General features: G+C 62.6%; 17 protein-coding genes and 2 tRNA genes. 13 read left to right on the forward strand and 6 right to left on the reverse strand.

The genetic code is table 11. From position 1 onward, the window contains the following. Genes IPF76_RS09190 through IPF76_RS09200 form a run of 3 tightly spaced genes read left to right on the forward strand, consistent with a single transcriptional unit; the run spans window position 1 to window position 2692 of the window. The gene (locus IPF76_RS09190; RefSeq protein WP_293842778.1) at window positions 1-786 is read left to right on the forward strand and encodes a type III pantothenate kinase; all 786 of its coding nucleotides are present in this window, start codon (window positions 1-3) and stop codon (window positions 784-786) included. Continuing rightward, a complete protein-coding gene (locus IPF76_RS09195; protein ID WP_293842780.1) occupies window positions 783-2417 on the forward strand; it encodes a ribonuclease J in 1635 nt (544 codons plus the stop codon). Before IPF76_RS09190 ends, IPF76_RS09195 begins: the two co-directional genes overlap by 4 nt. Before the next feature lie 14 nt (window positions 2418-2431). Next, complete coding sequence (locus tag IPF76_RS09200; protein ID WP_293842781.1) at window positions 2432-2692, forward strand: DUF1467 family protein; 261 nt, start codon at window positions 2432-2434, stop codon at window positions 2690-2692. A 94-nt stretch (window positions 2693-2786) separates the two neighbouring features. Here the strand turns inward: IPF76_RS09200 and IPF76_RS09205 are convergent, their stop codons facing one another. Further along, on the reverse strand, window positions 2787-3026 hold the full coding sequence (locus IPF76_RS09205) for a barstar family protein (RefSeq protein WP_293842783.1): 240 nt from the start codon (window positions 3024-3026) through the stop codon (window positions 2787-2789). Between the two features lie 74 nt (window positions 3027-3100). Further along, on the reverse strand, window positions 3101-5473 hold the full coding sequence (locus IPF76_RS09210; protein ID WP_293842785.1) for a hypothetical protein: 2373 nt from the start codon (window positions 5471-5473) through the stop codon (window positions 3101-3103). Window positions 5474-5541: 68 nt separating this feature from the next. Between IPF76_RS09210 and IPF76_RS09215 the strand changes: the two genes are divergently transcribed. The 3 genes from IPF76_RS09215 (at window position 5542) to IPF76_RS09225 (ending at window position 7334) form a co-directional block, all read left to right on the forward strand. Further along, on the forward strand, window positions 5542-5838 hold the full coding sequence (locus IPF76_RS09215) for an Hpt domain-containing protein (RefSeq protein ID WP_293842787.1): 297 nt from the start codon (window positions 5542-5544) through the stop codon (window positions 5836-5838). 186 nt (window positions 5839-6024) lie between these two features. Beyond that, window positions 6025-6528 (forward strand): hypothetical protein, encoded by a 504-nt coding sequence (locus IPF76_RS09220; protein WP_293842789.1) that lies wholly within the window; start codon window positions 6025-6027, stop codon window positions 6526-6528. Beyond that, window positions 6522-7334, forward strand: a complete 813-nt coding sequence (locus IPF76_RS09225; RefSeq protein WP_293842851.1) for a tetratricopeptide repeat protein — start codon at window positions 6522-6524, stop codon at window positions 7332-7334. Before IPF76_RS09220 ends, IPF76_RS09225 begins: the two co-directional genes overlap by 7 nt. An 86-nt stretch (window positions 7335-7420) precedes the next feature. Here IPF76_RS09225 and IPF76_RS09230 read toward each other — a convergent pair whose 3' ends face one another. Beyond that, window positions 7421-7894 (reverse strand): Lrp/AsnC family transcriptional regulator, encoded by a 474-nt coding sequence (locus IPF76_RS09230; protein ID WP_293842791.1) that lies wholly within the window; start codon window positions 7892-7894, stop codon window positions 7421-7423. Between the two features lie 151 nt (window positions 7895-8045). Here IPF76_RS09230 and IPF76_RS09235 point away from each other — a divergent pair, with 151 nt between their 5' ends. The 4 genes from IPF76_RS09235 (at window position 8046) to IPF76_RS09250 (ending at window position 12468) form a co-directional block, all read left to right on the forward strand. Next, window positions 8046-9722, forward strand: coding sequence for a histidine kinase dimerization/phospho-acceptor domain-containing protein (locus IPF76_RS09235; RefSeq protein WP_293842793.1), 1677 nt, complete (start codon window positions 8046-8048; stop codon window positions 9720-9722). Between the two features lie 32 nt (window positions 9723-9754). Beyond that, entirely contained in the window at window positions 9755-10777 is a 1023-nt protein-coding gene (locus IPF76_RS09240; protein ID WP_293842794.1) for a polysaccharide deacetylase family protein, read from the forward strand. Between the two features lie 69 nt (window positions 10778-10846). Then, window positions 10847-10922, forward strand: a tRNA-Ile gene (locus tag IPF76_RS09245). A gap of 70 nt (window positions 10923-10992) precedes the next feature. Continuing rightward, window positions 10993-12468 carry a M20 family peptidase gene (locus tag IPF76_RS09250; protein WP_293842795.1) on the forward strand — a complete coding sequence of 492 codons (1476 nt, stop codon included), beginning with the start codon at window positions 10993-10995 and terminating at the stop codon, window positions 12466-12468. A gap of 28 nt (window positions 12469-12496) precedes the next feature. Here the strand turns inward: IPF76_RS09250 and IPF76_RS09255 are convergent. The 3 genes from IPF76_RS09255 to IPF76_RS09265 all read right to left on the reverse strand — a co-directional run bounded on the left by IPF76_RS09255 (window position 12497) and on the right by IPF76_RS09265 (window position 14557). Then, a tRNA-Pro gene (locus IPF76_RS09255) sits at window positions 12497-12573 on the reverse strand. 16 nt (window positions 12574-12589) lie between these two features. Beyond that, on the reverse strand, window positions 12590-12931 hold the full coding sequence (locus IPF76_RS09260; protein ID WP_293842797.1) for a hypothetical protein: 342 nt from the start codon (window positions 12929-12931) through the stop codon (window positions 12590-12592). A gap of 204 nt (window positions 12932-13135) precedes the next feature. Next, entirely contained in the window at window positions 13136-14557 is a 1422-nt protein-coding gene (locus IPF76_RS09265; protein ID WP_293842799.1) for a M28 family peptidase, read from the reverse strand. Between the two features lie 132 nt (window positions 14558-14689). Between IPF76_RS09265 and ettA the strand changes: the two genes are divergently transcribed. The 3 genes from ettA to IPF76_RS09280 all read left to right on the forward strand — a co-directional run bounded on the left by ettA (window position 14690) and on the right by IPF76_RS09280 (window position 17464). Next, on the forward strand, window positions 14690-16369 hold the full coding sequence (gene ettA / locus IPF76_RS09270; protein ID WP_293842800.1) for an energy-dependent translational throttle protein EttA: 1680 nt from the start codon (window positions 14690-14692) through the stop codon (window positions 16367-16369). A 4-nt stretch (window positions 16370-16373) separates the two neighbouring features. Next, window positions 16374-16820, forward strand: coding sequence for a PaaI family thioesterase (locus tag IPF76_RS09275; RefSeq protein ID WP_293842802.1), 447 nt, complete (start codon window positions 16374-16376; stop codon window positions 16818-16820). A gap of 71 nt (window positions 16821-16891) precedes the next feature. Next, window positions 16892-17464, forward strand: a complete 573-nt coding sequence (locus IPF76_RS09280; RefSeq protein WP_293842803.1) for a DUF1579 domain-containing protein — start codon at window positions 16892-16894, stop codon at window positions 17462-17464. Window positions 17465-17512: the final 48 nt, after the last annotated feature.

Below are 17512 nucleotides of genomic sequence, written 5' to 3' on the forward strand. Positions count from 1 at the left end.
ATGCTGCTCGCAATCGATGTCGGCAACACCAACGCCAAATTCGCTCTGTTCGATGGATCGACGCTGCACGCGCGTTGGCGCATTGCGACCGATGACCGGCGTACCGCCGACGAGTATATGGTGTGGCTCGACCAGTTGCTGCGCATCGAGGGCCATGACCGTACTCAGGTCGATGCGGTCATCATTTCGACCGTCGTCCCCCGCGCACTGCACAATCTGCAACTGCTGGCGGTCAAATATTTCGGTGTCGATGCGCTGGTTGCCGGACGCGAGCCGGTGACGTGGGGCATCGCGCTCAAGGTTGAGGAGCCGCGCTCGGTCGGCGCCGACCGAGCGGTCAACGCGATCGCGGCGCAGGCGGTCGAGCCCGGCAAGGACAAGCTGGTGATCAGCTTTGGTACCGCAACGACGCTCGACCATATCGGTCCCGACGGCGCCTATCTGGGCGGCATTATTGCGCCCGGGGTGAACCTGTCGCTCGAAGCGCTGGTTGCGGCCGCCGCCAAGCTTCCGCGTATCGCAATCGAGGCACCCACGACCCCCAGCGTCATTGGCCGGACCACCGAAAGCCAGATGCTGATCGGAGTCTATTGGGGTTATGTATCAATGATGGAAGGCCTAATAGGGCGTATGAAATCCGAAATCGGCAAACCTCTCACCGTCATCGCGACCGGCGGCCTTGCAACCTTGTTCCAGGAACAGGCGCATCTGTTCGACCGCATCGAACCTGATCTGACGCTCAACGGCCTGATGCACCTTTATGCCCAGCGGGGGACCACTGCATGACCGTTCCCGGCAAGGAGCTGCTGTTCCTCGCGCTCGGTGGGTCGGGCGAGATCGGCATGAACGCCAATCTCTATGGCTGCGACGGCAAATGGATCATGCTCGACTTGGGCGTGACATTCGGCACCCATGATTATCCCGGCATCGACATCATCATGCCCGATCTGGAGTTTATCGAGGACCGCAAGCAAGATCTGCTCGGCATCATCCTGACCCATGGCCATGAGGACCATATCGGCGCCTTGCCCTATCTCGCCGCCGATCTCGGCGTGCCCCTCTACGCCAATCGCTTCACCGCCGGGCTGATTGCCAACAAGCTGGCGGAGGAAGGGCTGGAGAAAGAGGTCAAGATCAAGACCGTCGATATCGACGCGCATTTCCAGCTTGGCCCGTTCGGTATCCGCCTGATGCCGCTGGCGCACTCGATCCTCGAGATGAGCGCAGCGGTGATCGACACGCCTTATGGCCGCGTATTCCACACCGGCGACTGGAAACTCGACGCCGATCCGGTGCTTGGCACGCCGTCGAGCGCCGCGGCGCTGACCGCGATCGGCGACGAAGGCGTCGATTTCCTGGTGGGCGATTCGACCAATGCGTTCAATCCCGAGGCGTCGGGCAGCGAGGGCGATCTGTATGACGGATTGCTCACCGCGGTCGGCAATGCCAAGGGGCGGGTCATCGTCACGACCTTTGCCTCGAACGCGGCGCGCCTCAAAACGCTGGGGCGCGTAGCCACTGCGACCGGGCGCACCCTGTGCGTCGCGGGGCGGTCGCTCGACCGCATTTTGGGGGTGGCGCGCTCGGTCGGTTATTTGAAGGACTTTCCACCGACGGTTGATTTCGACGAGGCGATGCGCCTGCCGCGCGACAAGGTCATGGTGATCGCAACCGGCGGGCAGGGCGAACCGCGCGCTGCGCTGGCGCGCATGGCAGCGGACAGCCACCAGATCAAGCTCGCGCCCGGCGATACCGTCGTCTTTTCATCGAAGCAGATCCCCGGCAACGAAGTCGCAATCGGGCGGATCATGAATCAGCTGGCCGCGAAGGACATTCTGACCGTCACCGAAAAACAGGCGCATATCCATGTCAGTGGCCATCCGGGGCAGCCCGAACTGGCAGCGCTCTATGGCTGGCTGCGGCCGAAACTGGTGGTGCCGGTCCATGGCGAAATTCGCCACATGCACGAGCAAGCGCGCTTCGCGCTCGAAAAGGGCGTTCCCGACGCGCTGATCCAGGAAAATGGCGACCTGGTGCGGCTGGCACCCGGCCCGGCCAAAATCCTCGAGCGCGTTCGCGCCGGACGGCTGATCCTCGACGGTGACGTCATCCTGCCCGCCGATGGCGAGACGATCAACGAGCGCCGCAAGCTGGCGCTGCATGGGCATATAACCGTTGCGGTCATCTTTACTGGCAAGCGGTTTACCGAAGTCGCGATCAGCTATCGCGGCGTTCCGGTCGAGGATGAGCGTGAAGCCTTTATCGATGAGATGCGCGGAGCCGCGGAGAAGGCGGCACTGGTTCCGGCCAAGGAGCAGGAAAAAATGCGCGAGGCGATCCGGCTCAGCGTGCGCCGCGTCGCGACCGATTGGACCGGTAAAAAGCCGGTTGTCGATGTCATGCTCGTGCAGCTCTGAACGGACTTACGACAATGAAATGGACTTCTGCCCTCGCCATCTATTCGCTGTTCTTGGCGCTCAGCGCCTTTTTCGTGCTGCCCTTCCACGGTCGCAAGGCGAGCGACGACGAAGCTCCGCTGATCAAGGGTCAGGACCGCGGCGCGCCCGCGGTGTTCCGTCCGGCGCGCATCTTGCTCCAGATGACGATCGTCGCGACGGTCGGCTTCGTCATCTACTACGTCGCTTATGTGAACGGCTGGGTTAATCCCGACGTAGTGAGCGGGCGGGCCTGACGACCGACGGGATCGATTTCCGATCCCGAATTGTGTGCTTTGGCGCTGTTAAGCGACGATGAAACGAGCGTCGAGGCCACGCTGGCTCGTTGCGTCAGCAAACGCCTTGGACACCTTTTTGAACAACGCCGTCATATCGGGTAGCTGAACGATCCGTGTTCCGCACAACAACGCTCAGTGGAGGCCTGACTTCGTTTATGTCGCTGGTAAGGCTGTCCCAAAGCGCATCGAGGTTGTGCCCATGCCAGCTCGACGAACCCAGCGCCGATAAAAGCGTCGAATAGAAGTCGGCTTCAGACGACCATGCCGATGCATCAAGGTCTATGATCTTCATGTCGCGACAATGCATCACGTCAGCAACTCACGCAATCGATCGAAAGCAGCGACGTCGGTCTGCTCAATACCTTCCTAGTTACGCAACCGATCAATCGCCTGCGCCAGCGCCACATACAGCTTGCCGATATCCGACGACAGCAAGGTTACGCTGATTGCCGACCCGTCGCGCGCGCCGATCAGCAGGCGCAGCATCGCTTCGAAATCATGAATGAACTGGTTCACCGACGCGTGGAAACCATCGTCATTCTGGTAGAGCCGCAGAATTTCCTTTGCCTCGCCGTTTTCGATCAGCTTGACCGCGCGGCGCGCGAACACGCCGCGGTCGCCCTTCAGATAGGCGTCCCATGCCGTGTCGCTGACTTCGGTCGACAGGATTTTGGTGACGTCGATCGCGGTCGATTTCAGCGCCTCGGTCAGTAGGCCGACCTGTTTGGCGAGCGAGTCGCGGTCGGATGCGGCGATCGCCTGTTCGGCTTCGGCGACGCGCTGCTCGACGCTGGCGCTGGTGTCCATGATCGTGATCAGCTGGCGCATCAAACGGTCGGCGGCGCCGTTCGCTGCTGCGACCGCGCGCGCCGATGCTTCTTCGATCGCTGTCAGCTGCGCCATGATTTCGTTCTTGAACGCGGCGTCGATGGCCTCCGTCGCGGTCGCCTGCATCGCTTCGCGCGCACCGGACACCAGCTTTTCGAGCGTGAGTCGCGCTTCGTCGGCAGCCGAATCTGCGGTGGCGCGCACTTCACCAAGCGTCGCGATCATTCGCGCGCCGCCCTGTTCGGCAAATTCATCGGCGCCGTCGCGCAGCTTCGCCAGCGCGGCTTCGGCATCGGCGAGCGAGCCGTTGATACGATCGACGAGCTCCTGCTGGCTCGTTGCATGCCCCGCCATCTGTACTTCGTTTGCCTTGAGCGTCGCTTGCACCGCGTTGACGTGCGACATCGTCGACTGCGCGACGAGTTCGGACGCATCGAGCATTGGGCGCAATTGCGCCAGCGCGGACTGCGTCGTCTTGCCGTGCGATTTCATGCGGTCGAGTGCGCGCGGCAGCGTCTCGTCAAGCTCGCGCGTCACTGCGTCGAGCGCGAGGAGCAGCGATTCGGCGTGCGTGATCAACTGATGCGCCGACGCATTACCGCTTTGTACTTCCTGCATAAAGGCATTCAGCTGCGCTTTGGTGTCATCGATCGAACGGCCAATAACGCCAGTGCTGGCGCTGACGCTGACGTCGAGCAATTCCAACTGCTGCGCGACATCGGTGACATGCGCGGTGATCCGCGTCGCCAGCGCGTCGCTGGCGTCGGCGTGAGCAGACAGCTGTGCGCCCATCGCATCGCCTGCATCGCGTGCGGCGGTCAGCTTGGCGTCCATCTGCGCTGCGGCCGTATCGACGCCGTCGCGGAACAGGCGCCAGCTTTCGTCCATCTGCGCGGTGACGGTAGCGACGGTTGACGTCATATCGTCGCGCGCGCTGGCGCTGGCGCTGGTCATTCGCGCGAGCGCCGCGTCATGCGCGGTGCTGACCTGGGTGGAAGCGGCGAGCAGGCCGGTTTCGGTCTCCTTGCTCTGCTCCTGCAGCGCAACGATCGCTTCCAAAATGCTGGCGGTCGCGGTCTCACCGGTTTGCGCCGTTTTGCCAGCTGCTTCGCCGAGTTCGGCAAGCTTGGCTTCGAGGCTGGCGCCCTGCTGGTGCGCGACGAGCCCGGCTTCGCGGAAATTGACTGCGAGCCGCTGCGCGACATCGTCGATCCTCGGCAGGCCCGCGAGCAGCCCGTCCATGCGCTGCAAAGCGACGTCGCCCGAGCGCGCGAGCTGGTCGTGTGCATTGGCGATCACTGACGCGTTGCTAGCCAGCTTGTCGCTGCTTTCGTTGAGCCGCATCACGGTATCGAGCCCGAGCTGCTGGACGATTTTGGCCTGCTCGCCAAGCTGTTTTTGCGCGTCAGCCAGATGCAGGCCGAGCGAGTGCATTGATTGATTGAGCGCCAAATTTTCGTCGCGAAGCGCCGTCGCAACACGAGCGAAGCGCGCCTGTTCGGAACGACCCGAGCGCAGCAGCACCATCCACAGCACCGCAAGCAGCGTCAGCGGCGTAGCGATCGTCGCGACGAGCGTCGGCCAGTCGGCAAGCGCGGGGCTGCGTGCAAAGCTGTCCGTCGCCACGGCAAGCGCGAATCCTGTCCAGGCGATACCCAGCAGAACGAGCAAGGCAGGGGCGACACGATCGCGCCGCGCCGAAGCCTGTTGCCCTGCTTGTTCCACATAGTCGATGACATCTTCGGCCACGGTCAGCGGCGACATGTCGAGCCATTCGCGTTCAACCGGTGCAGCCGCTTCGGGTGCAGGCGCCGTTTCAGGCGGCGCGGCGTCGGCCTGCGCGGCGCTGTCAGCTTCCAGGATTTTGGCGGAATCCCGCCACAATCCGACGATCTTCTTGTCCCCCGTCATCCCGCCATCTTAGCACCAAATGGCCGTCTTGAAACGGAAACTTAACCACAAGCTGCCAACCCTGTGGAATGTCGTTTGATAGTGGCCCCCTTGACCGTTACCTCAGCGCCGCGATCGGCGACGATCCGGCGATTGCGCTGGACCTGCGCAGCGCCTTTACCGGCAGTGCGCGCGACCTCGCCGACCTGATGCGCCGCGCCCGTTGCGACGCCAATTGGGAGGTTGCTGCGCTTCGTCTGAAGGGGCTCGCCGCGACCTTTGGTATCATCTCGCTGATCGAACTCGCCGAGCAGGCGATAGCCGGAGCGCCGGGCGATCCGTTGGTGTTGCGCCAGATCAACGCGGCAATTGACGACATCGCCTGATCGGCGCGACAAGGCCACAGGCCGGGTTCAATCCCCGTTCAGCCGCTTTCTCCCAGTAAATATCGATACGGGCTGTCTTGCCTTGGCAACGCGACGGGTTTAGCCGCGTTATGAACGCGCGCCGGAACCCTGTTTGCTTTGCCGATTTTCGTTAGGCTAGCCGGCCGATTCTGAGGAGAGATTTCGATGTTCACCCGTTTCCGCTCGATGCCCGCAACGGCTATGGCCGCAGTGCTGGGCTGCGCGCTGATGACGACCGCCACCCCGGCCGCCGCCCAGAAAAAAGAAAAGCCGAAAAAGGAAGAAGCCGCCAAGGGCAAGGGCTTGACCGCGAGTAAGGGATTCGCACCAACGCTCAAGAAGATGATCGACTCAGCGGCCGCCAAGGACGCTGCGACCTTGCAGGCGGCGCTGACCGAAGGACAGGCGAGCGCATCGACGCCTGACGATAAATATCTGATCGGCTTTTACCAGCTTCAGCTCGGCATCCTGAACAAGGATCAGACGTCGCAGGGGCAGGGGCTCGACGTGATGATCGAGTCGGGGCTGACCCCGCCGGAAAATGTCGGTGTCTATAATTTCTACTCGGGCAACTTCGCCTATGGCGCGAAAAATTACCCAAAGCGATTCAGCGGCTTGAAGCGGCGAAGGCCGCCGGCTCGACCGAAACTGCCTTGTCGCCGATGCTGATGGACAGCTATCTGAATGCAGGGCAGGTCGATAAGGGTTGGGAGATTGCCCAGGCCGGGATTGCCGCTGCTCGCGCTGCAGGCACCAAGCCGTCAGAGGAGTTGTTCGTCCGTCCCGCGCAGGCTTTTCAGAAAGCCAATCGGACCAACGAGATGCTCGACGTGCTGACGATGCGCGTGCAGGATTATCCGACCCCGGCGACGTGGCGCAACACGCTTTACATTCTGTTGCAGCAGGCGGGCGGTGACAAGGAACTCAACCTCGATATCCTGCGGCTGATGCGTGCGACCAATTCGATGACCCAGCGTCCCGAATATCTGGAATATGCCGCCCTCGCGACCGAAGCTGGCTATCCCGGTGAAGTCGTCGCGCTGATCAAACAGGGTCAGAACAACGGTGCGATCCCGAAGACCGACACCCATTTCGGCAACATCCTGCAAACGCAAACGCCGCGCGCAACCACCGACGCTGCGGCGGTTGCTGCCGACGCCACCAAGCCCGCCACGCTTGCCAATCCCAAGGCGGCGCGCGCCACGGCGGATGCGCTCGTCGGCAATGGCGAAGCTGCGAAGGCGATCCCGCTGTACGAAGCTGCCCTGGCCGCAACCCCCACCGATCCGGTTGTGCAATATCGTCTCGGCGTTGCGCAGGCACTCGCGGGACAAAGCGACGCGGCGGTTGCCAGCTTCGCCAAGGTGCAGGGCAATCGGCAGCGGCTGGCGAATTTGTGGGCAATCCGCACCAAAGCGGGCGCCGCTCCGGCAGCGGCTCCCGCAGCAGCGCCTGCACCGACTCCCGCTACTTGAGGGCTGGGTTTTCACCCATAACGCAAAGGGGCGCCGTTCCGGCCAGGAACGGCGCCCCTTTTTAGGTGTTGGCGACGGTGGGCCGGTCAGGAATCCACGGGAATCCCGGCTAGCTGCTTTGCGGTGCGAATCGTCAGCGATGTCTTCACGCTGGTGACGTTGGGCGCAGAGGTCAGGTGCGCGGTCAGGAACGACTGAAAACTCTGCAGATCGCGCGCGACGACTTTCAGCAAAAAGTCGATTTCACCGTTGAGCATGTAGCATTCGCGCACTTCGGCGAGGCCGCCGACATAGTCTTCAAATGCTTTCAGGTCGGATTCGGCCTGGCTACGCAGACTGACCATCGCAAAGACAGTGATGCCATAGCCGAGCTTCGCCGCATCGAGGTCGGCGTGATACGATCGGATGACCCCCGACTCCTCAAGCGCGCGCACCCGGCGCAAGCACGGTGGCGCGGTCAATCCGACCATTTGCGCCAGTTCGACATTCGTCATCCGGCCATTTTTTTGTAGCTCGCCCAGTATCTGGAGGTCGATCTGATCGAATTTCTGACTCGCCATTGTTGAAACATCCGCTTTCCAAAACTGCCATGACCATAATATTATTTCAGGCGATTGCAATTGTCCCACAATGTGACGTGACCGGTGAAGGCACTTTCATGACCGGGGGATTCACGCTAGCCGGTAAGCTTACGGTAACCAACGATAGAAGATGTGGGGCTGGCTTCGCGTGACTGCTGACTCGATGATCGCGACCATCTTGCGTCAAGCGCCTGCGGACCATCGCGCCAGCATCGCAGCGTGGCGCCAGCTCTCCGATATTCTGGCGCAACGCGGCAATCAACTGGTTGATGACGATATTCGTCGCAGCCTGCATGCGCTTGCCGTTTTGCGGCCGCGCGTTCCTGAATCGGTACGCCGCGATTGTGCGCGGGCAATAGCGAAACATGGCCGATTTGCGCCGGTTGTTGCGCTTTATGCCAACGATGTCCCAGCGGTTGCGGCGATAATGCTGCGCAGCGCTCAGCTGTCAGAGGCTGACTGGCTGGCGATGCTGCCCGCGACCAATGCGATGGCACGATCGGTGTTGGCCGGGCGGACGGATTTGCCGCACGGCGTCTATCGTGCGCTGGCCAGCCTCGGCAGCGGCTCGGTTGCATTGCCGCAGCCTGCGGTGGCGGTGGAAGCGGCCCCGGCGCCTGTCGTGCCGCTGCACGCGGCGCCCGATGCCACAGTCGAAAACGGTACCAGCCAGATCAGCGAACTTGTCCGTCGGATCGACAAATATCAGTCCACCCGTGACAAGCCTGCTACGGCTACAGCTGCACAACAGTCGCGGTCGGTGTTCCTGTTCGAGACAGGCGCCGATGGTGTAATTTACTGGGCTGACGGCGTCACCCGCGGCGCGGTGATCGGCTTGTCGATTGCCGAGGCTGCGTTTGGCGGCGAACCCGGCACCGATGGGGTTGCCGCAGGCGCTTTTCGCCAGCGCGCCGAAATCCTCAATGCGCGCATGATGTTGGAGGGAACCCCATCAGACGCTGGCGAGTGGCGCTTTTCGGCGCTGCCCTGGTTTGACCCGGCCACGGGGCAGTTTCGCGGCTATCGTGGCAGCGCGCGTCGTCCCAATCGCAGCGAAACACCTTATGGTCGACCCGTCGCAGAGGATTCGGGTGATTCGATCCGCCAATTGATCCACGAACTGCGTAGCCCGCTCAACGCCATCTCGGGCTTTGCCCAGATTATCGCGGGGCAGATGTTTGGGCCGGTCAATCAAAGCTATCGCTCGATGGCCGACACGATCGTTGCCGATGCGCTGTCGGTTCAGACGATCATCGACGATCTGGAAACCGCGGCGCGCAGCAACGCCGCGGTTTCTGTCGACCCGACGCCGGGTGAGGTCGTCGATATCGGAGCGGTCGTGACCCAGGTTGAAAGTGACCTCGCGGCGCTGCTAGCCGAACAGCGAGTCGACCTCAGCATCTCGCGCGTCGGCGGACCGTTCATGGGGCTTGCCAACGACGCCAATGCACGGCGCATGGTCGGCCGCTTGCTGACCGCGCTGATAGATGTATCCGAAACGGGTGCGATTCTCGTTGGACAACTCGTCACCGAAGCGCCCCACGACGACATGCTCCAACTGCGGATCGTCCGTCCCGCGACGATTCGCTTTGCCACCGCATCTGATCTGCTCGACCCCGGTTTCAGCCCCGAGGGCGAAGCGCCGGGCGCCGCGGTGCTCAGCCTCGGCTTTTCGTTGCGACTGGTTGACAGTCTGGCCCGCGCCGCGGGCGGACGGCTCGATATCGGGCATAACGCCTTGACCTTACACCTGCGCTCCGCCAACTCGAAAGCCGAGGTCGAGCTGGGAGCCCAGCAAGGCGAATAAGCGGGACGGCTGCGGGAGCAAAGGGGAGCGTGGTGCAGCCTGCGGGAAATTTCTTAGCAGAGCCTGCGCCATCCGATCTGGTGGAGCTCGCGGCGGACGAGCGACCGCGTTTCTGGGTCACGATCGATACCGAAGAAGATTTCGACTGGGCGGCGCCCTTTGCGCGCACCGGTTATGGCGTTGCGTCGGTGCCCGCGCTTGCCGATTGCCAGAGCTATTTTGCCAGCGCGAATGTGAAGCCCATCTATCTGGTCGATTGGCCGATCGTCGCCGATGACCGTGCGGTCGCTATTCTCGGCGCCGCGCAAGCCAGCGGCGCTTGCGAGATCGGCGCGCAGCTTCACCCGTGGGTTACGCCGCCGCACGACGAGGAAGTGAACGCACACAACAGCTATACGGGCAATCTGCCCACGGACCTGCAGCGGGCAAAGATGACGGCGCTGCGTGACGCCATCCGCGATCGGTTTGGGGTTTCGCCGACTGTGTATCGTGCCGGACGCTATGGGCTTGGTCCGGACAGCGCAACAATGCTCGCCGAACTCGGCTTTCGCTGCGATACGTCGGTGCGCGCGGGCTTCGATTATCGGGCCGGTCATGGCCCTGACTACCGCGCTGCGCGGCTACACCCATGGTGGGTTCGCACCCAAGCGGGAGCAGTTCTCGAGGTGCCAGTAACGACTGTGTTTGGCGGCCTGTTAGGCGGCGCGGGAAGGTCGATCTATCACCGCGTCGCGCGCAATGGCACCCACGCGGGCGCTGCACTCGCTCGGCTGGGCCTTGTGGAGCGTATCGCGCTCACGCCAGAAGGGATTCCTGCCGAGCGCGCGTGCAAGGCGATTGATATCGCTATCGACCAACGCCTGCCGGTCCTCAACTTTTCTTTCCACTCGCCGTCGTTGCAGCCAGGCAACACGCCCTATGTTCGCAGCCAGGCTGATCTTGAGCTGTTTTATCGCTGGTGGGACGTGGTGCTGGATCATCTGGCGCGGCGGGGGGTTGAGGCGACGACGGCAGAGAAAATATTGGCGCTGGCCGCGCGCAATTCGTCCGACTGAGCCTTGGCGCTTGCCAACGCGGCGCACGCTCCGCTATCGCCCGCGCACCCCCTACCGGGTTTCGAAGGGGGGCCTGTAGCTCAATGGTTAGAGCTGGCCGCTCATAACGGCTAGGTTGCGGGTTCGAGTCCCTCCGGGCCCACCACTTCCCGCCACCATTTCCCTTGCAAATCGAAACCGATGCCGGTCCATTGCGGCGGCAGAAGGAGAGGGACATGGCAATGCGACGGAAATTCCTGATCGGGGGGCTTGCCGTCATTGCGGTGGTGGCTGGGACGGTCGCAATGCGCACGGCGACCTTCGCGCCCACAGACATCGCCGACGGGAGCGATATCCGGCTCGCTGCTGCGCCGCCCTATAATCTGGAGGTAGCGATAGCGAATCTGAGCGCGGCGGCGCAGATTCGCACCGTATCGCATCAGGACCCCGCCGACGACGATGTTGCCGAATGGGATCGGTTGCACGTCTGGCTGGCGGCGACATACCCCGCCACTCACCGCGCGATGACGCGCACCATCCTGTCCAATCGCACCCTGGTATATCACTGGCCGGGCAGCGATGCGTCGCTGGCACCAATCATCGTCATGGCGCATCAGGATGTCGTGCCGGTCACCGAAGGCACCGAGGGCGACTGGAAATATCCGCCTTTCGCCGGGACTATCGCCGAAAAAGCGGTTTGGGGCCGCGGCACCGTCGATGACAAGGGATCGCTTGTCGGCTTGTTTGAAGCTTTGGAAGCGCTGGCCGGGCAAGGGTTCCAGCCCCGGCGCGGCATTTACCTCGTGTCAGGGCATGACGAGGAAGTCGGCGGATCGGGCGCCGCGGCGGCGGCGGCCAAGCTCAAGGCCGAGGGTGTAAAAGCGATCTTCACGCTTGATGAAGGCAGCGTCCTGCTCACAGATACGCCCGTCATCAACGGTCCCGCGATCATGATCGGTATTGCGGAAAAAGGCTATGCTACGCTGAAAGTCACCGCCAGTGCCCCCGGCGGCCACAGTTCGATGCCGCCTGTCGAAACCGGCGTCGGCACGTTGGCGCGGGCGATCACCGCCATCGCCGACAAGCCGTTCCCGCTCGCACTGCAGGGACCCGGCGCGGCGATGCTTGAGACGCTGGCCGCCGAAAAGGGCGGTACGACAAAAATGGCGGTTGCCAACCAATGGCTGTTCGGCCCGATCCTGAAGCGCGAAGTGGCTGCGACCCCATCGACCGCCGCCGCATTTCATACGACGATCGCGCCGACGATGCTTGAAGGCAGCCCCAAGGAGAATGTCCTGCCGCAAACGGCCAATGCGTTGATCAACTATCGGATCGCGCCGTGGAACCGGTCCGCCGACATCATGACGCGAGCAAAGAACGCGGTCGGGGATCTGCCGGTTGCGCTGACTTGGGTGAAGCCGCCGCGAGAGCCGTCGCGAGTGTCATCAACCAGTTCGCTGGGCTGGAAATGGATCGCCGCCGCCGCCCGCGTCGACGCGCCGGATGCGGTGCTGTCGCCGATCCTGGTCGTCGGCGGTACCGACGGCCGCAGCATGGAACCGGTGTCGCAGGACGTGTACCGCTTCATGCCGATGCACTTTTCGCTCAAGGAAACGGCGATGATCCACGGCACCAATGAACATATGAAGATCGACAGCTTCAAACGCATGATCGACTTTTACGCGCGGCTGATCGCGACATCCGCCGGATAGCCGCGGCCGGGATAATTTGGGAGAACAGTGGTCGGGGAGACAGGATTCGAACCTGCGACATCCTGCTCCCAAAGCAGGCGCGCTACCGGGCTGCGCTACTCCCCGACTACTGGAGGGCGCCTTAGACAGCGCGGACGCGCAAGTCTATCCCGCCTGTGCAAAAGACAAAGAAAAAGGCGGCCTTCCCGAAGAAAGACCGCCCGTTTCTCGTTTCAGTCAACGCCCCGAAGGGCTGTGACTTACTTCTTTTCTTCAGCCGGAGCGGCCGGAGCAGCAGCGGCATCGGCCGGAGCAGCAGCGGTCGCAGCAGCGTCGGCCGGAGCAGCAGCTTCGGCACCAGCGGCAGCAGCGTCGGCACCAGCAGCGGCGGCGTCGGCGCCAGCAGCAGCGGCGTCAGCGCCTTCTTCAGCAACAGCTTCAGCAGCCGGAGCTTCCGTGGTAGCTTCTTCAGCAGCCTTTTCACCGCAAGCGGCGAGGGCGAACATGCTGGCAGCAACGGCGATAGCAGCAAATTTCTTCATGATGTGTGGGCTCCCTAAAATGCCTTACCGCGATGGGGAAACTTCCCGTCCCGCGAGCGGCGGGATTTAGCCGTTCCGTATGGATCGTCAACAAAAATAATTGAGATGTCCCGCGCTGGCGGAAAACTGTCATTTCCGCGTCACATTCAGGGCAGCTCGGCGTCGCCACTATTCGCGAGAATCGCCAACACCGCGGTCCAGACGACCACATTTTGCCGCAGCTGGACCGGATCGATCTTGTCCAGCGTGTCGTCGGGCGTGTGGTGGAGGTCGAAATAGCGCGTGCCATCCTGCGCCAGATCGATCGCTGGAACACCCGCCGCAACCAGCGCTCCGATGTCCGCGCCGCCAGCCGCGGGCTGTCGGCCGCGCACGACACCGAAGGGTGCGACCGCGGCGGCGAGCTGGTCCGCGAGCGACTTCGCGCTGTCGGGCAGCTTGAAATCGATCCGCCACACACGGTCGGCGCCGAAATCGGATTCGAGGGCGACCGCGTGCTTTGCTTTTCCATGTGCGTCGAAATATGCTTTGCCGCCGAATACGCCGACTTCTTCGGCGCCCGCCCACAGAATACGAATAGAGCGGCGCGGCTGGCCCGTCATCATCACATATTTGGCGGCAGCGGTAATGATCCCGCATCCGGCAGCGTCGTCGATCGCCCCGGTGCCGAGGTCCCAGCTGTCGAGGTGGCACGCGATGATGATCGGGCTCGCGGCGGGATCGCTGCCCGGAACTTCGGCGATCACATTGCCCGACCTCTGCTGACCCAGGTCGCGCGGGGTGAGCAGCAATTTCATCCGCAGCGATTGTCGGCGGTCGCCACGATCGCCCAACTGACGCATGGCTTGCGTGCGCTCCCATTGGCGGACGAGCTGGTCGGCATCGGGGTTTGACAAAGCGGCGGCGGGGATCGGTTTTACGCCTGCCTCGAAATTGGTCACGCCGGTGTGCGGGTTTCGGTGATCGTCGGTGCCGATCGAGCGGATGACGATCGCTATCGCTCCCTTTTTCGCCGCAACATTAGGGCCGGTGAAGCGCCCGCGGCCATAGTAGCCATAGCCGCTGCCGTCCTGCGTCGGCGCCATCTTGTGGTCGATAAAGACGATCTTGCCCTTGACCAGCGTGTCAGGCGCCGCCTGCAACGCATCGAAACCGGCGAAATAGACGATCTCGCCTTCAATGCCTTTCGGGCCGGTCGATGCGCTATTGCCTAACGCGGCAATCGCCAGTTTCTGGGGATGAAAGGGACCGATAAGCGAAGCGGCTTCGTCGCCGCGGACCCAAGTCGGCATCGCGAATCTCTCTTCGCGGACGTTTTGGAACCCCATTTCCTTCAGGCGGCGGACGGCCCAATTGCGCGCCGCGGCTTCAGCCTCGGTCGCAGCCTGCCGCGGGCCGATTTCGGTGGTGAGGTCCTCGACGATCCACCACCCAAGGTCTTTCCCCTGCTGCGCCAATTCGACCGCGGTCGGTGTGGGGGACGGCACGGGGCTTGCCGCGGCGTTGGCGGCGATGAGCGCGGCGGAGTTGATGGCAAGGAGGCGAGCGGTGCGAGCGATGTTTTTCATGGGGCAACCCTAGCGAGGAGCGGTTGCCAACGGCAAGCGTCGATTGCCAAGCTCGCCCCCATTCGCTAACCGGCCCACGATTCAGTCTCTTCCGGCCGCGCGCGCGGCTCAGCCCAAATCCGGAGCATTTCCATGGCCGCCCAATATAGTTTCGTGATCAAGGGTCTGAACAAGACCTATCCCGGTGCGCAAAAGCCGACGCTCAAGGATCTGAGCCTGCAATTCTATCCCGATGCCAAAATCGGCATCGTCGGTCCGAACGGCACCGGTAAATCGACGCTGATGAAGATCATGGCGGGCATCGACACAGAATTCACCGGCGAAGCATGGGCAGGCGACGGCATCACTGTCGGCTACCTGGCACAGGAACCCGAGCTCGACCCGACCAAGACGGTCAAAGAGAACGTCATGGACGGCGTTCGCGGCGTCGCCGACATGATGGACCGCTTCAACGAGATCAGCACGCTGATGGCCGACCCGCCCGCCGACGCCGATTTCGATGCGTTGATGGAGGAAATGGGGACGCTGCAGGAAAAGATCGATGCGGTCGATGGCTGGACGCTCGACAACCAGCTCGAGATCGCGATGGAGGCCTTGCGTTGTCCGCCGGGCGATATGGGCGTGCAGAGCCTGTCGGGCGGCGAAAAGCGCCGCATCGCGCTCACCCGTCTGCTGCTCGAGAAGCCGTCGATCCTGCTGCTCGACGAACCGACCAACCATCTTGACGCGGAAAGCGTCGCGTGGCTCGAAAAGCATCTTGTCGATTATCCGGGCAATGTCATCCTCGTCACCCACGATCGCTACTTTCTCGACAACGTCGTGAACTGGATCCTCGAACTCGATCGCGGCCGCTATTTTGTCTATGAGGGCAATTATTCGACCTATCTGGAAAAGAAGGGCAAGCGTCTCGAGCAGGAGTCGCGCGAGGACGCCGGTCGCCAGAAGGCGATCAAGGACGAACTCGAGTGGATCCGACAGTCGCCGAAGGCCCGTCAGGCCAAATCGAAAGCGCGTATCAAAAGTTTCGACCAGCTGGTCGAAGCGCAGGAAAAGCGCATCCCCGGCAAGGCGCAGATCGTCATTCAGGTGCCGCAGCGCCTGGGCGGCAAGGTGATCGAGGTCGAGAATATCTCGAAGGCCTATGGCGACAAACTGCTGTTCGAAAACCTGTCCTTCTCGCTGCCACCGGGTGGCATCGTCGGTGTGATCGGCCCGAACGGCGCGGGTAAATCGACCCTGTTCAAGCTGATCACCGGGCAAGAAACGCCCGACAGCGGCAAGGTCGTCATCGGCGACACCGTCCACCTGGGGTTCGTCGACCAGAGCCGCGATGATCTGAAGCCCGACAACAATGTCTGGCAGGAAATTTCGGGCGGCGCCGAAATGATGAATATCGGCAAACACGAGATGCAGACGCGCGCTTATGTGGGCGCCTTCAACTTCAAGGGCGTCGACCAGCAGAAGAAGGTCGGCCAGCTGTCGGGCGGCGAACGCAACCGCGTCCATATGGCGAAGATGCTGAAGCAGGGCGGCAACGTCCTGCTGCTCGACGAACCGACCAACGATCTCGACACCGAAACGCTCGCCGCGCTCGAAGAAGCGCTCGAAAACTTCGCCGGCTGCGCGGTGGTCATCAGCCATGATCGCTTCTTCCTCGATCGCCTCGCGACGCACATCCTGGCGTTCGAAGGCAACAGCCACGTCGAATGGTTCGAAGGCAATTTCGAATCCTATGAAGAAGACAAGATCCGCCGCCTCGGCGACGATGCGACGCGCCCGCATGCAACATCGTACAAGAAGCTGACGCGCTGACCTGATGGCGGGGGAGGCGGTTCCGATTTCGTCGAACGCGATCCGTTTGGATGCGGACGCGCTCAACGCTTTCATGGCGGAGGCCTTCCCCCACTCGGTGCCCGGTTCGCGCGGAACTGTTGTGTCGGCGGTGCCCGGGCATATCCAGGCGCGGATGGACCCGAATGAAAATGCCTTGCGTCCCGGCGGGCTGATCTCCGGCCCGACGCAGATGGGGTTCGCGGACATGGCGGCCTATGCGCTCGTCCTCGCGCATATCGGCCCCGTGGCAATGGCAGTGACCAGCGCGCTCAATTACCTGTTCCTGCGTCCATGCCGCCCGGGGCCGCTGTTCGCCGACGCCCATATGCTGCGGCTCGGCAAGCGGCTCGCGGTGATGGATGTGCGGATATGGACCGACGATCCTGCCAAGCCGGTCGGGCAAGCGAACGTGACCTACGCGATTCCTTGAGCGTCACTGCCACGCGTGTTTTGCTTTCGCCCGGCTGTGTTATATCAACAATACAATTGGGGAGGATCATCATGCGAATTGCTCTTGTTGCCGCTGCCTTGCTGTCGGTCGCCGTTTTGCCTGCCGAGGCGCAGATGCGGACCGATCCCGCCGTCATCGCCGAACAGAAGGCTGCGATCGCCAAACTGGCGAAGCTGCATGGCGAATGGCGCGGTACGGCGACGATCACGTCGCCAGCCGGCACGATCAAACTGGTGCAGACCGAGCGGACCGGCCCGATGCTCGACGGCACCGCGCTGGTGATCGAGGGACGCGGCTATGACGAGGCAGGCAAGCTCGCCTTTAACGCCTTTGCGGTGATCTCCTACGACGCCGCGACCAATCAATATGCGATGAACAGCTGGACCGATGGCCGCGCCGGAAAATTCCCCTTTGCGGTGACCGACACCGGCTTTGAATGGAGCATTCCGGTCCCGAACGGCGCGACCATCAAATATGCGGCGACAATCGTCGACGGCAAATGGACCGAGGTCGGCAGCTATGTCGGGGCTGGCATGCCGCCGGTCGAGTTTGCGAAGCTGGAGGTGGCGCGGATCGGTGATACCGATTGGCCTGCTGCTGGGTTTGTTACCGCCAAACCCTGAGTCTATGTGATCCTCCCTGTCGCGCAGCGATGGGGAGGTGGCAGCGCG

Origin of the sequence: Sphingopyxis sp., from assembly GCF_016704835.1 — a bacterium.
In the GTDB taxonomy this organism is placed as follows: Bacteria; Pseudomonadota; Alphaproteobacteria; order Sphingomonadales; family Sphingomonadaceae; genus Sphingopyxis.

Coding starts and splice junctions, on each gene's coding strand:
- IPF76_RS09190 (WP_293842778.1), top strand. CDS start 1: ATGCTGCTCGCAATCGATGTCGGCAACACCAACGCCAAATTCGCTCTG.
- IPF76_RS09195 (WP_293842780.1), top strand. CDS start 783: ATGACCGTTCCCGGCAAGGAGCTGCTGTTCCTCGCGCTCGGTGGGTCG.
- IPF76_RS09200 (WP_293842781.1), top strand. CDS start 2,432: ATGAAATGGACTTCTGCCCTCGCCATCTATTCGCTGTTCTTGGCGCTC.
- IPF76_RS09205 (WP_293842783.1), bottom strand. CDS start 3,026: ATGAAGATCATAGACCTTGATGCATCGGCATGGTCGTCTGAAGCCGAC.
- IPF76_RS09210 (WP_293842785.1), bottom strand. CDS start 5,473: ATGACGGGGGACAAGAAGATCGTCGGATTGTGGCGGGATTCCGCCAAA.
- IPF76_RS09215 (WP_293842787.1), top strand. CDS start 5,542: ATGTCGTTTGATAGTGGCCCCCTTGACCGTTACCTCAGCGCCGCGATC.
- IPF76_RS09220 (WP_293842789.1), top strand. CDS start 6,025: ATGTTCACCCGTTTCCGCTCGATGCCCGCAACGGCTATGGCCGCAGTG.
- IPF76_RS09225 (WP_293842851.1), top strand. CDS start 6,522: ATGCTGATGGACAGCTATCTGAATGCAGGGCAGGTCGATAAGGGTTGG.
- IPF76_RS09230 (WP_293842791.1), bottom strand. CDS start 7,894: ATGGCGAGTCAGAAATTCGATCAGATCGACCTCCAGATACTGGGCGAG.
- IPF76_RS09235 (WP_293842793.1), top strand. CDS start 8,046: ATGTGGGGCTGGCTTCGCGTGACTGCTGACTCGATGATCGCGACCATC.
- IPF76_RS09250 (WP_293842795.1), top strand. CDS start 10,993: ATGGCAATGCGACGGAAATTCCTGATCGGGGGGCTTGCCGTCATTGCG.
- IPF76_RS09265 (WP_293842799.1), bottom strand. CDS start 14,557: ATGAAAAACATCGCTCGCACCGCTCGCCTCCTTGCCATCAACTCCGCC.
- ettA (WP_293842800.1), top strand. CDS start 14,690: ATGGCCGCCCAATATAGTTTCGTGATCAAGGGTCTGAACAAGACCTAT.
- IPF76_RS09275 (WP_293842802.1), top strand. CDS start 16,374: ATGGCGGGGGAGGCGGTTCCGATTTCGTCGAACGCGATCCGTTTGGAT.
- IPF76_RS09280 (WP_293842803.1), top strand. CDS start 16,892: ATGCGAATTGCTCTTGTTGCCGCTGCCTTGCTGTCGGTCGCCGTTTTG.